This window comes from Psychrobacter sp. M13, assembly GCF_030718935.1.
Classification (GTDB): Bacteria; Pseudomonadota; Gammaproteobacteria; order Pseudomonadales; family Moraxellaceae; genus Psychrobacter; species Psychrobacter immobilis_G.
In genome coordinates this window covers 1,888,080-1,900,996 of the sequence record NZ_CP132194.1, presented here as the reverse complement: position 1 = coordinate 1,900,996, position 12,917 = coordinate 1,888,080, and the positions used below count along the sequence as shown (strand labels likewise).

Here is a 12,917-nt window from a genome sequence, read left to right as displayed (position 1 = left end):
TCTGTATGAACTACAGGCGCTTTTTTTGATTTTTTAAATATAGATATCACTGATAAATATTTTTGTTATCATGCCAGCGAAAAGCCAATAACAGAATAAAATACAATGCCCACAATCCCACTAGTGCATAAAAGCCAGTAGCCACTTGGGCAACGCTTGCGCCCATTTGATTCATCTGTACTGACATATTTAACCCAGGCGTCGTTGGTACTAGCCAACGTATCACTTGCAGTGCTTCGGGCAACTGATTGGCAGGCCATGGATAGCCGCTGATAAAAAATAAAGGCAGTGAGCTGAAGATCAAAATCTGTAAACTACGCTCACGCTGACGAAACCATAAACCAAGCAGGCAGCCGAGCGTCGCCACCGTCGGACAGAACAGCGCCAAAAATAATAAACTGCCAAGCATATTCTCACCGCGCGGGTAATGATGCAGCTCAAAGGCCCAGCCATAATAAAAACAGCCAACAATGAAGCTCAAAGCGCTTAGCGCCATGATACGTCCAAGCCAGCCTCGTATACTAGTCGCGTGGCGACGCTGCTCATACCACGTGCCAATCAACATCGCTGCCGCCATTAATAAAGTCTGCTGCATAATCAAAATGGCTACTGCTGGCACCACATAAGCACCATAGCCCTCAGTCTGATTATATAAAGGAATGATCTGTAGGGGTACAGCTTGGGTATTACTCGAAGCTGTTCCTAGATAGGCGCCTTGTGCTACATTCTTTTTGACCTCGATACCAGCCGATACCGTGCTTACTGCCTGCAAAAATCCTAATTGCACGTTTTTATTGAGAATAAAATAACCGCCATTACCTAAAACGCTGACGCTAGCGGCTTTACCTGATAGCACTTGCTGCTCAAGACCGCTTGGGATAATCATATAGCCGGCGATGTCATCAGTCCATATCGCTTGTTTGGCGGCTTGCTCATTGACAAAACGTTGAGTATCTAGCTGGGGGCTGGCACTCGCATAACGGACGATAGTACGAGATAGAGGGCTATTATCATTGTCGATGATACCGACTGGCACATGATTAACCGCCTCATTTGAATAGGGCCAAGGATAAAAAAAACCATAAATGACAGGCGCGATAAGCAGCATGAGCACCACACCGCTATCTGTAAAAATATCTTTAAACGTTTGCAAAAAGCTCGCCCAAAACGTTATCGGTGATGGCGTCGGTGCTAGTGATGATGTTGGCTTTGAGAGCTTTGTCGTCTTTTTGGTTTTGTTAGCCAATAACATCAGCGTGCTCCCCAACGTTCAGGATGTTTCAGGGCACGCTTCGTTAACAGCGCTGTAAATAGCATAGCAATCATAGTCGCCAACGCTAAACCATAGACGATAGGTAACGAAATGGCTGTTGGGGCATGCATTTGTAGTTGAGCAATATGAAGTTTGAGATAATGCGTTAATGGCAGAACATCTGACCAATGCTGAGCGCCTTCACTGATAGCAATATAAGGAAAAGTAACGCCAGCAAAAGCATAAGAGGGGGCGGAGATAAAGCCTGTCGCTGACAAGCCTGCGCGCAAGGAGAAAGACGCTAATGTAAAAATAGCGCCTAGCCAAAATGACAGTATCATCAATAATACTAAGCCAATATAAGTAGCCAGCAGCGAGCTTATAGCAATAGAGTCTTGCAAAGTGGCTAACCACAGCGCTAATGCGGCCCAAAGACTATAAGCGAGTGTCGGCCAACAATACTTACCTGCCAAGCCAAATAATAATACAGACAAGCTGCTTTTCTCTAGTGATATTATATTAGTCGCTGTTTGCTTGTTATTTACTTTATTTACATTGAGCTTGTCGTTCTCTATTGGGCTTGAATCGTTACGTTTGTTATCAATAAATCGATACCAACGACCTAAGCGTTTGTCACGCAGTTCACGGCCGATAGTCGTCGCGCCAATGACCATAGCCAAAATATGCAGTAACGCTGGAATAACCGTCGATGCCAAAAACTGCTGATAATTAGTCGTAGCATTAAACAGGCTAGTACGTTGGATACTAATTGGCGAGTAGGCAATGGCTGCTTGCGAGGGTGCCATACCTTGTTTGATGAAACGCTGAATCTCGACCCCTGCCGATAGGGTGCCTGCTACGGATTGGACACTCTTTTGAATAATGCCCGAGTGCGTACCGTACTGAGCATTGACTTGTAAGACAATAGGCGCAGGTTTGCTAGATAAAATATTACGCGAAAAGTCTTCAGGAATGATAACCAAGGCATAGATATCGCGCTGCAAAATCGCATCTTTAGCCGCTGCTGGCGAGCTGTAGGAACTGGCGATAGTGATATCGGGACTAGCCTCTAAGTAGCGAGTTAAAGTATTAGCCATCGGACTATGGTCTTGATCGATAACCCCAATAGGTAAGTCAGTAATTTGCGTCTGCGAAAATATCCACCAAATGAGCAGTACCGTTGCCAAAGGAATCCAGACGATCATCGCCAGATCCCATGGGTTTTTGGCCAAAAATCGCCGCTCATAGGCAGCACTGCGTACAAAAGCTTCAGTTAAACGCGTCACTTATGGCTGACTCTGCTGGCTAGTTGACTGCTTAGTCGCTTGCGGATTTATGCGGACAACAACACTCATTCCCGAACGAATACGCGAGTCTGGCATTGTTGGTCTTGCTTTAACCTCAAAGGTACGTACATCAAAACCATCATCGTTGTTGGTTGGTCGCCAAGTCGCAAAGTCAGACAAGGTAGAAGTGGCGTAGACGGTGAACTCTTTAGTATAAGGGCGCTCAGTAGAGGAGAGCGCAGGGATAGTACCTATAAACTTCTGACCGATAGCAAACTGGTTAAGATAAGTCTCAGTCACGTTTAAGACGGCCCATTGCTTACTAGTATCGACTACCGTTAATAGAGGGACGCCTTGACCTATGACTTCACCAGGGCTGACGATGACATTATCAACAATACCGGCAATCGGACTTTTTAAGTTGGCTTCTTGTTTGGCAACCAAGGCTTCTTCTAGCTTGGCATCGACTTGTGCAACTTGCGCTGTCGCCGCTGATTTGTCTTCACTGCGTGCCCCTTCCATTGCCAAATCATATTGCAGGCGCGCCGCTTCGGTTTGCGCTTTAGTCGCTTGATACTGAGCAAAAGACTCATCGCGCTTTTGCCTAGCCATCAACCCTTCCTCATAGAGACGATCAATACGCTCATAAGTATTGGCTGCCAAATCGGATGACGCTTTGTTCGCTTGCCAAGCGGCTTTGGCCTGCGCAATCTCTTGTGGTCGTGCACCGTTTTCCGCTTTATCCAGTTGGCTTTGGGCCATCTCCTTACCAGCACGAGCTTGATTAATCTTGGCATTAATCTCTGGCGAGTCCATCTCGATCAGCTGTTGGCCTATCTCGACACTATCGCCTTCAGTCACCAATATCTGTGCAATACGTCCAGGTACTTTTGCGCTAATAGAGGTCTGCTGCATCTGCATTTGACCTTGCAAAGTGATGCTTTCAGGTTCGCTATGCTGATTACTTTTGAATAGTCCATAAGCGATAACACTAAGTACGATTAATACTAATAGTGCAAGAAGCGCTTTTTTGATAAGTGCAGGCTTATCGGTTTTGCTACGCTTATAAGTAGTGGTTACTGGCTCTACGCTATCAGTATTATTAGAGGCTTGCTCGTTATGAGAATCACCTGATAAATCTAAATTGTTAGCGTCATCAGAGTCATTGTGGCGTTCAGACATAACAGCAAACTTCCTAAAGCAGTTGGGAATAAAAGTTATTATAAAATATTGATTTACTGACTGTTTAACTGCTCAATTGCACAGTTAACGAGTCAGCTAAGAATAAACTCGGATAGCATCTGCCTTATTGCCTTCGGTAACCTGAAAATTAAAGACTGCACCAAAGGCGACGATAAATGCCGAATAGTACAACCACAACATAATAACGACCGCAGCTGACAGCGCACCAAACTCAGCACTATAATTATTAAAGTTCTGCACATATACCGAAAAAAGAGCAGATAGTAGTATCCAGAGCACCGTTGCCAAAGCCGCTCCTGGCACTAGTTTTTTCAGGGGCATAGCAGCACGATTTGGTGCTACTCGATAAAGTCCTAGAAAGCCGATAAATATAATGCCAGCTAATAGAGGCCATCGGCTCCAAAGCGCAATAGTCTTTGCTATCTGTGGAAAAGGAAAATAGGCGGCTAATAACGGCACTAGGGCAATCGACGATAGCGCTATGATAAAGATAACTAAAGCTGCAAATGTCAAACCTAGAGCTCTAATAAGGCTCTGTATAAAGCCGCGCTCTTGGGTAATACCAAAGGCAATGTTGACCAGTTTAATCAAAGACTTGATACCCTTGGAGCCTGCATAAAGTGCCGCAGAGGTTGAGATAAGTAAGCTAAAAGTCAGGCGCGTATTAGTATTAGAGACCAGCTGACTTAAGCGAGCATCGAGCACTTCGTATACTGTAGTAGGGACAAAGGGTCGCAAAAATGAGATCTGCTCTTGCATCTGGTCAGGTGAGAAGGCAAGACCATATATCAATACGAATACCGCCATAACTGGGAAAATAGATAAAAAACCAAAAAATCCGACACTGGCGCAATGTGCCCAGATACTAGAGTTATTAGTGTTACGCCAAGTTGGTAATATAAGCGCTAGCCAACTAGGTATTTTAGCGGTACTTTTAGTCATAAGAGTAGTCTTATTCGAGTCATTGTTTAAAAAGTAAGTAGGCACTAAGTTAATGAGAAAGTGCCATTTAATAACAAGATAATAGCAAAATTTATTGAGCGAGCTCTAATGCTATTGTCGCAACTATTTGCTATTTATCGTAACTATTCGCTATATAAAGTTGGTAGGCGAATATCAGCCGCATTAAGATAAGCATTAAATGCAAGCGGCGTACCACAGCTTTGCATTAATGCCGCTAGCCCTTGCACGTAGTCATTTGCCGCTTGCGCTTGTTCAGTACGAGCTTTGAGAGATTGGGTCTGCGCCTGCACCACATCGATAGTTGTATTGACACCTTCTTGTAGGCCTAACCGGCGCAGGCGCAATACTTCTGCTGCCAGATCAACGTTGCTTTGTAGCGCTTGATAGCGAGACTGCGCATTATTGACATCGTGCCAGTTTTTTTCAACAAGTAATAATAAATTATCACTGACCTCAATCTCAGACAGATCAGCTTGGCGTATTTTGGCGTTACTCGAAGCCAAGGTCGCTTTTTTATCGAGCCCGCCCCAAAGCTTCCAACTGGCAGATATGCCCGCAATCCAGCTAGGGTCTTGCTCTAGCTGACCATAGCCATATAATAGCACTGTCGGCTTATAGCCAGTATCAGATAACGCATGAAGCTGCTGAGCCTGCGCCCGTTTGGCTGCGACTTTTTGTAGGCCTGGATGATAGGTAAGCGCGAGTTCCTGAAAGTAGCTGACATCAGGTAGCTGACGGCTGGAGACAAATAGTGGAGTCGTCGGTTTGATACGATACTCAGTGCGTAGCAGGCGCTGCAAAGCAATCATTGCCAGACGAGCGTCATTATTAGCATTAATCGACTCACTCTTAGCATCCGCGAGTGCAGACTGCGCCTCTAAGCGCTCCACTCGTGATATAAAACCTTCTTCAAACAAGCGCTTAGCCATGTGATCAGTCTGCTGCAACGTTTCATAGGCATCTTCACGTAAATAAGCAGCGATTATAGCCAATTGCGCTTTAAAATAGCGCTCAATCAAAGTGCTATAAAGCTCATTTTTATCCAACGTACCATCAGCTATTTCCTCTTGAGTACGCGCATTAGAGATGCCAGTCAATGCTTTGGTACGTCCAGCCATATAGATAGGCCAAGCGACTCCAATTCCAGCGCTAGTAGTAGAGCCTGAGCGCTTAAAGTTATAGGAATCAGGAATACGATCACCTACCAATTCACCAAAGTTGGGTAGATCTGGAATGCCTGGGATAGAAGGAATGACTGTGTCGACGCTATTATTGACTTCATTGACCACCCCATTTCTAAGCGAGGACAAATCCACATCAGCATCTAAATTGTAGGTGCTAGCTGAAACTCGGGCAAATACAAAAGGTCTATCGATAGTGCTGAGCGCCTCAGTTTGATAATTGCTGGCAGCAACAGCGGCTTCATTGGCAGCAAGCTTTGGCGATACTTGCAGCAAGATAGCTTGCGCTTGCTCAAGGCTCAAAAAGCTAGAGACTTCTAAGGGATAGCTGTTTTCGATATATTTATGGGTGACGGGATCAAGTAAGGTTGTCAGAGTACTGTCAGGTTCAAAGTCTGCTTCTGTCTTTGATGTGATATCTGCTGTATTTGGCATGGTAGCAGGCGAGCCATTATTGATAGTACTCATACTATCAGTGCTCATACTATCTATGGCAGAATTGTCTATACGAGAATCATCCATCCGAGCATCAATGATTTGAGTGGTCGCCACTGGCGATACCATGCCTTGCACGCTATTATCATAGCCATTAGCGTTGACACTACTATCAAAAAGCTCAGAATGACTTGCTAATGAATGGTTTGAGACAGCAGCTAGCATAGTCATACTTATAGCAGTAGAAACAAAAGATAAAGCAGATTTCATAGTTGAGCCGGTAGTTGAGCTGATAATTAAGCTGATAATTAAGCTGATAATCAAAAACAGTATCGTCGATGACGGTGCGCACACTGTAGAGTGTCAAGCATGACTGGTCAATGCTTAGTATTCTCTAGGCAATCATTGAGTAAAATGATGGATTGTGCTAGCTCAATAATTTAGGTATTAATAATAGCATTATTCATAAGTGAGTGATAAAAATTTGTTAGGGGCTAAAGTCTAGGATTTGCTACAGTAGACAATGTGATGGGTGTGCTTTTTTTATAAGTTAAAAGTCTATATTTAATAAGCTGTATCCAACAAGCGCTATCGATAAGCATAAATCAGCAGGATTAAGGAGTAGGTAATGGCAGGATATATTTTGGCGCTAGATCAAGGCACTACTTCGAGCAGGGCAATTTTATACGATGATCAAGCGCGACCTATCAAAATAGTGCAAAAGCCTACTAGCCTGCAAACCCCAAAAGCCGATTATGTCGAGCAGGATGCGCAGCAAATATGGCAAACGCAGATCAGCTGCGCTCATGATGTCATTAACCAAGCAGGTTTGCTCGCGACTGATGTGACAGGCATCGCCATTACTAATCAGCGCGAATCTATCGTTATTTGGGATAAGAAAACAGGTAAGGCGGTTGCGCCAGCGATTATCTGGCAGGATAGACGTACCGCTCAGTATTGCCAAAGCTTAGCCAAGAGAGAAGCGGACAAGCGATTTGAGTCTGATGGCAATGATAGCTTAGCGCAGCAAGTACAGCGTATAACGGGTCTGCGACTTGATCCTTATTTTAGCGCCAGTAAGATCGCTTGGCTACTTGATAACACTCCTAATCTAAGGGCGCGTGCGAGCAGACATGAGCTGGCGGTGGGTACTATCGATAGCTGGCTGATTCATCAGCTAACTGGCGGTGAGCATGTCATCGATGTCACCAATGCTTCGCGAACGCTATTGTATGACATACATAAGCTGGCTTGGTCGGATGAACTATGCGACCTTTTTAATATTCCTATAACAATATTACCCAAAGTACTACCCTCAGATGGTGAGTTTGGTAAAACTAAAAAAGGACTATTTGCTAAGCAAATTCCTATTCATGCCGTACTTGGCGATCAGCAAGCGGCGCTATTTGGTCAAGGCTGCTTAGATGCAGGTATGGCAAAAAATACTTATGGCACAGGCTGTTTCATGCTGATGAATATCGGACAAATGCCCAAAATTAGTGAACATCAATTATTAACGACTATCGCTTGGCAACGCAAAACGCCTGTGAGTCAAAATGATAATCTATTTCTTAATCAAATCATGCAATCTAGCAAGCGCCTATTACAAGTGCCAAACGCCAGTACCAATGCTAGGACTAGTAGTGCTGAGCATCAAGTTACTTATGCTCTCGAAGGTAGCGTATTTATGGCAGGGGCTATCGTACAATGGCTACGCGATAACTTAGGGATGATCAAGCAAAGCTGTGATATCGAAACGCTAGCACGGCAAGTGAATAGTAGCGAAGAGGTGGTCGTGCTACCTGCGTTTACAGGACTTGGTGCCCCTTATTGGCGCTCAGATATTAGCGCGAGCATAAGCGGCATGACCCGCGGTACAACCAAAGCTCATATCGCTCGAGCAGCTCTTGAGTCTATTGCTTATCAGACCTACGATGTTCTGATTGCTATGCAAAAAGATAGTCCTCATCCATTGACAGAGTTGAGGGTTGATGGCGGGGCGGCTAATAACGACTTATTGATGCAGTTTCAGGCGGATTTATTGGGCGTGCCTGTATTAAGACCCAAAGATACTGAAATCACTGCCAAAGGTGCAGCGCTACTAGCAGGTCTTAAGATGGGACTATATGATGACTCAACTATGCAAGACTCATGGCAGATAGAGCGAAGCTTTGAGCCGACTATGTCAGGTGAGCGCCGTGAGCAGCACCTTGATAAGTGGCAACAAGTTATCGCCAAAGCCTTGTTGCTTTAATAGCCTTGTTGCTTCAATGGAATCATTATTTCAATAGTTTTGTTGCTTTAATAATTTTATCCAACGACCGATTCTTTTTATCAAAGGCTGGGTATAGGCGTATGCGCAGTTACTGTATTTCATTGCTCATTATCAATAACAGTTATTAATATACATGCTGTAACTCAAGGTCATCGCGATGATGACATAGCTTACATATTACGCATAGCTGTCAGGGTAGACATGTTTATATACTTTACGAGTAAATAGATAACAGGTGAACGAACAGTTTAGGTTATTTTAATAATTAACTAATAATCAAAAGGATATAATAATGAGTAACAGAGATATTGAAAACGAAACCTTAGTGAGTACAGATGGTTATATCATTAATACTGATAATCCTCATCCTTCTACACATGTTAGTGATCAGTTAGCGAGCACAGATGGTTACATTGTCACTGATGATGATCTTGGGGTTGGCGATAGAGAGCGTATCATTGATGATAATGCTCGTAGAATGGCTGATCCTGAAGTGGTTGATAGAAAGGTTGTTACTAATGACCCGAGTAATATTGATCGTAGTGAAGTTAAGCACATGTCAAAAGAAACTAAGCATGATCTTAATGCCGATATTATTACTGGTGAGCCAGGCTCACACCCAGTAGGAACAGCTATTGGTGGTGTTGGTGGTGCTGTAGCTGGTGCCGCTATTGGTTCTATGGCAGGTCCACTAGGTACGTTGATTGGTGGTGCTATCGGTGCCATCGCTGGTGGTGGTGCAGGTCATGCTTCAGCTGAAGCTATCGACCCTACACATGAAGAAGCTTATTGGCGTGCAGAAGCTGTTAATACTGATTACCACAAAGAAGGCTATGATTTTGACCGTGATATGCATCCTGCCTATGCAGTAGGCTATGCCAATCGTGGACGCTATCCTGCCGATGCACGTTTTGAAGATCATGAAGCAGACCTAAAACGCTCATGGGAAGAAGTAAAAGGTGAGTCACGTATGGAGTGGAACGAAGCACGTATGGCATCACGTGATGCTTGGAACCGTATCAAGTAACCACTTATAGCGTGAAATAACGCGTTTACAATGACTTAGATTTGTTAAAAGCTTTCGAAAATAGTTTCGGGAGCTTTTTTTTGCTGTATATTAAACATATTCTGAACATGATTTCATACTAAAACAAACAATAGTTCATAATAAACGAAAATTATTTCTGAACCTTAAGCACAAGGTTTGTTATTATAGCGAGTTTTGATAACTTGCTAATCTACGGATTATTACTACAAATAATCCGCCTACAACAACACAATAGGTCAACAACGAATACTTATTTCGAAAGACTGTCGTTATTGAGTGCATCTGTTAAAGTATTATAAGAATAATGATTAACCAAAATAGGTAAAATATGGCTCAGCACAATACGCAAAATAATCATAAACAGTTTTATATTGCTACAGCAAATTTGCTCAATTTTGCCAATCCTAAGCGTATTTATTATGATAATGCTCCAGCTTATGATGAGCAAAGCTATCAGCGTAAGGTAGCAGGGATTACTGATCTGCTCTCAAAAGCCAATGCTGACATTATAGCGGTACAAGAGGTGTGGGATAGCAATGCATTAGAGGCAGTTGCTACGGGTTTGGGCTTTACCCCTGACCAAGTTATTGTTCCATTAGCCAGTAACGATAGTTATAGTCGCTATACGCAGGGAAGAGGCGCTCAAGGTACTCCTGCAGTAGGCATTATTAGCCGATTCAAGCCATTGGAGCAGCAGTTATTGCAGGACGTGGTTAGCGAGGCTGTGATAGATATCCCTGATATTGGACCTTATCGCGAATTCAAGCGGCCACCATTATTACTGCGAGTTGATGCCTATGGTCAGCCTATGACGATTATCACCGCACATTTAAAGAGTAAGCGGGCGTTTTTCTTACGCGATAAAGAGGGCAACCTACTAGAGGATATGGACGATCCAAATATTAGAGTCCGTGCCAAACTGCGTAGTCTTTGTATGCGTGCCAGTGAGGCGGCGTCAATTAGGATGACAATTATCGAGCGCCTGCGCCGTACTCGTGAGCCCCTTATATTGTTAGGTGATATGAATGATGTGACAGGAAGCGTGACTACTCAGTTGATGGCAGAGACAGGCGAGGTTAATTATGATAAAAGTATGCGCGATGTCGCACTGTTCGATGCGGCACGTATTCAGGCTCGCTATGGTTGGATGAAAGATGTGGCTTATACTCATATCTATCAAGGTATTCCCGAGGTTATCGATCAGCTATTCGTCTCAGAAGAGTTTTTGCCCGATAGTAAATTTGCTATAGGTCATGTTGAGCGAGTGGATTATTTTAATGATCATCTAAAATGGGACTATGAAGACAGAGTTATCGACCATGGCATTGTCAGAGCAAAAATACGCTTGAGCGATTGATCATAAGTTTGATAAATCGATACATTACATTGACTATACTTGCTCCTTGCTTGCTGATGTACAAGCAGTTATAACGTCGAAAATCAAATAGGATGACTATCATATTGATAGTTACCCTTATTATTAATGCGCCAATTGAGTACTAATAATCGTTGATAGATTCGTAATTTATAATAGAGCACACACAAAGAAAGGGTTTATGATGAGTGACTACAAAACAGACGATAAAATCGAAGATGTACTAGTAGATTCGGAGCTGGCCAAAAAGCTGGTGCCAAACAAGTTTAAATTTACTAGTCAGCAGGGCCGTATACGCCGCCAAAAACTATTAATGGGTGCCAAAAAGCTTAGTGAGACTCATCCTATTAATGATATTACTTTAGCAGCAGTGTGTGAAGAAGCGGGTATCCCTCGTGCCTCTGCTTATCACTTTTTCCCAAATATCGAAGCTATATTTTTAGCGTTACGTTTTTTGAACGCTATTGAGATATTAGAAGTATTGCAGACTGTCGAAAATGGCGATTACGATAGATGGCAGGGATATTTAACCGCCCTGATTGAGCGCTGTGTGCACATATTCCATGATGATGAAACCAAAGCTAAGCTAATATATGATACTAATACGCCTGATTTTGAAGGGGACAGCTTCGGTGAAGATATGGATCATCAGATCGTCAAGTTAGTTTATGAGCGCTTATCTGAACGCTACGAGATGCCCAAATTCGATGATATTCAAGATACTTTGCTGATTACCCATAGCATTATTAACGGTATCTTTACCTTGTCTTATCGTCGTCATGGCAGTATCACGGATAACTATGTACAAGAGGCAAACACTGCTTCTATCGCTTATTTGCGTTGCTATATGCCAGAGAAGCTCCCGCGCAAAAGTCGTTAATAGTTCTATTTAAAGCATAAAAAAGCCGACATTACGTCGGCTTTTTTATGCTTTAAATATTGATATCTTATATAGCAGAGGGAAAGCGATAGCTACGACAACTATCATCATTAGAATCAACAAGAGCGTATTGCTTATAATAGCTATTAGTGAGCCTCTCAAGCGCTACGTTAGTCTCTGAGTCGTGAGCATTGACATAAGCTTCGCGTGCCTGCTCAAGCCAGCGATCCGCCATCCGAAAGTGAGAGCCTGATTGACGAGCGCCGTGCTCGCAGTGATCGGCCGCTGCCCATACTAGTGCTACTTCACTAAAGGCCAGCTCTCTTGGCGCCTGCTCCATACCATCCTTGTCTTTTAGCGCTGTCAATACAGCCCAAAGATCAGGACGCATTAGCGCTGAGCTATCAGGAATATCTGGGCTTAGATCAAGCGTTTGCAGGTTAGAGTTTTTTAATGCCTGTAAGATAATATCAGCAGATTGTAGCGCATGATTGCCAGCAGCTGTATGGCTTTTTATACTATTCTCATGGGTGGCATAATTTAGCCAAGCTTGTGCTTTGTAAGCTAAGTACTGCTGGCGAGCCGCTTGAGGTTTGGTTAAAGTACTCAATACAGCCTCATCTTGAAAACGTTCAAGCTCAGCCAGCTTACACTCGATATTCGCGCGATTTGCGCTTTGATGCAGTCTTGATTTTAGGGCTGAGGGGTCCGATAGATTTGTAGTAGTACAGCCAGTAGCTGATTGAGCAAAGGCATCCACTTTATAAGTGTCTACATCTGCTGCCCCAGCACTAGATACTGCGCCCATCAAAAGCAGCGCCGCCAAAGTACGAGCAGCTGATGATAAATAAGGACGACACACTTGGGGTAGCGCGATTGTAGCATTAGACATAGGACAGACCTTAATAGTATAAGGGTAAATGAGTATAGCGGTAAATATAGGCTTTAATAGGGGCTTATAGTACCGCTAACTGCTACAAGTAGCTTTGATAAATACAGCTTTGACAAATACAGCTTTG

Annotated in this window: 10 protein-coding genes; 4 read left to right on the top strand and 6 right to left on the bottom strand. The window is 43.5% G+C overall.

Going from position 1 to position 12,917, the window contains the following annotated elements; all coding sequences use genetic code 11:
* Positions 1 to 46: 46 nt before the first annotated feature.
* From Q9G97_RS07895 to Q9G97_RS07875, 5 genes are all read right to left on the bottom strand, one after another.
* Positions 47 to 1,252, bottom strand: coding sequence for an ABC transporter permease (locus tag Q9G97_RS07895; RefSeq protein WP_305898358.1), 1,206 nt, complete (start codon positions 1,250 to 1,252; stop codon positions 47 to 49).
* Positions 1,252 to 2,538: an ABC transporter permease gene (locus Q9G97_RS07890; RefSeq protein ID WP_305898357.1), complete on the bottom strand. Its 1,287-nt coding sequence runs from the start codon at positions 2,536 to 2,538 to the stop codon at positions 1,252 to 1,254. Before Q9G97_RS07890 ends, Q9G97_RS07895 begins: the two co-directional genes overlap by 1 nt.
* Entirely contained in the window at positions 2,539 to 3,720 is a 1,182-nt protein-coding gene (locus Q9G97_RS07885) for an HlyD family secretion protein (protein WP_305898356.1), read from the bottom strand.
* 96 nt (positions 3,721 to 3,816) lie between these two features.
* Positions 3,817 to 4,683: a YihY/virulence factor BrkB family protein gene (locus tag Q9G97_RS07880; RefSeq protein ID WP_305898355.1), complete on the bottom strand. Its 867-nt coding sequence runs from the start codon at positions 4,681 to 4,683 to the stop codon at positions 3,817 to 3,819.
* A 143-nt stretch (positions 4,684 to 4,826) separates the two neighbouring features.
* Positions 4,827 to 6,590 carry a TolC family protein gene (locus Q9G97_RS07875; RefSeq protein WP_305898354.1) on the bottom strand — a complete coding sequence of 588 codons (1,764 nt, stop codon included), beginning with the start codon at positions 6,588 to 6,590 and terminating at the stop codon, positions 4,827 to 4,829.
* Positions 6,591 to 6,948: 358 nt separating this feature from the next.
* Here Q9G97_RS07875 and glpK point away from each other — a divergent pair, with 358 nt between their 5' ends.
* The 4 genes from glpK (at position 6,949) to Q9G97_RS07855 (ending at position 11,898) form a co-directional block, all read left to right on the top strand.
* Positions 6,949 to 8,574, top strand: coding sequence for a glycerol kinase GlpK (gene glpK, locus Q9G97_RS07870; protein ID WP_305898353.1), 1,626 nt, complete (start codon positions 6,949 to 6,951; stop codon positions 8,572 to 8,574).
* Between the two features lie 499 nt (positions 8,575 to 9,073).
* Positions 9,074 to 9,622 carry a hypothetical protein gene (locus tag Q9G97_RS07865; protein WP_305900305.1) on the top strand — a complete coding sequence of 183 codons (549 nt, stop codon included), beginning with the start codon at positions 9,074 to 9,076 and terminating at the stop codon, positions 9,620 to 9,622.
* Between the two features lie 349 nt (positions 9,623 to 9,971).
* Positions 9,972 to 11,000 (top strand): endonuclease/exonuclease/phosphatase family protein, encoded by a 1,029-nt coding sequence (locus Q9G97_RS07860; protein WP_201569232.1) that lies wholly within the window; start codon positions 9,972 to 9,974, stop codon positions 10,998 to 11,000.
* 202 nt (positions 11,001 to 11,202) lie between these two features.
* Positions 11,203 to 11,898 (top strand): TetR/AcrR family transcriptional regulator, encoded by a 696-nt coding sequence (locus Q9G97_RS07855; RefSeq protein WP_201569230.1) that lies wholly within the window; start codon positions 11,203 to 11,205, stop codon positions 11,896 to 11,898.
* 67 nt (positions 11,899 to 11,965) lie between these two features.
* Here Q9G97_RS07855 and Q9G97_RS07850 read toward each other — a convergent pair whose 3' ends face one another.
* Positions 11,966 to 12,790 (bottom strand): hypothetical protein, encoded by an 825-nt coding sequence (locus Q9G97_RS07850; protein ID WP_305898352.1) that lies wholly within the window; start codon positions 12,788 to 12,790, stop codon positions 11,966 to 11,968.
* Between the last annotated feature and the right edge of the window lie 127 nt (positions 12,791 to 12,917).

What these genes read in the sequence shown, in the direction of transcription:
- Q9G97_RS07895 (WP_305898358.1), bottom strand. Translation starts at nt 1,252, where the DNA reads ATGTTATTGGCTAACAAAACCAAAAAGACGACAAAGCTCTCAAAGCCA.
- Q9G97_RS07885 (WP_305898356.1), bottom strand. Translation starts at nt 3,720, where the DNA reads ATGTCTGAACGCCACAATGACTCTGATGACGCTAACAATTTAGATTTA.
- Q9G97_RS07880 (WP_305898355.1), bottom strand. Translation starts at nt 4,683, where the DNA reads ATGACTAAAAGTACCGCTAAAATACCTAGTTGGCTAGCGCTTATATTA.
- Q9G97_RS07875 (WP_305898354.1), bottom strand. Translation starts at nt 6,590, where the DNA reads ATGAAATCTGCTTTATCTTTTGTTTCTACTGCTATAAGTATGACTATG.
- glpK (WP_305898353.1), top strand. Translation starts at nt 6,949, where the DNA reads ATGGCAGGATATATTTTGGCGCTAGATCAAGGCACTACTTCGAGCAGG.
- Q9G97_RS07865 (WP_305900305.1), top strand. Translation starts at nt 9,074, where the DNA reads ATGGCTGATCCTGAAGTGGTTGATAGAAAGGTTGTTACTAATGACCCG.
- Q9G97_RS07860 (WP_201569232.1), top strand. Translation starts at nt 9,972, where the DNA reads ATGGCTCAGCACAATACGCAAAATAATCATAAACAGTTTTATATTGCT.
- Q9G97_RS07855 (WP_201569230.1), top strand. Translation starts at nt 11,203, where the DNA reads ATGAGTGACTACAAAACAGACGATAAAATCGAAGATGTACTAGTAGAT.
- Q9G97_RS07850 (WP_305898352.1), bottom strand. Translation starts at nt 12,790, where the DNA reads ATGTCTAATGCTACAATCGCGCTACCCCAAGTGTGTCGTCCTTATTTA.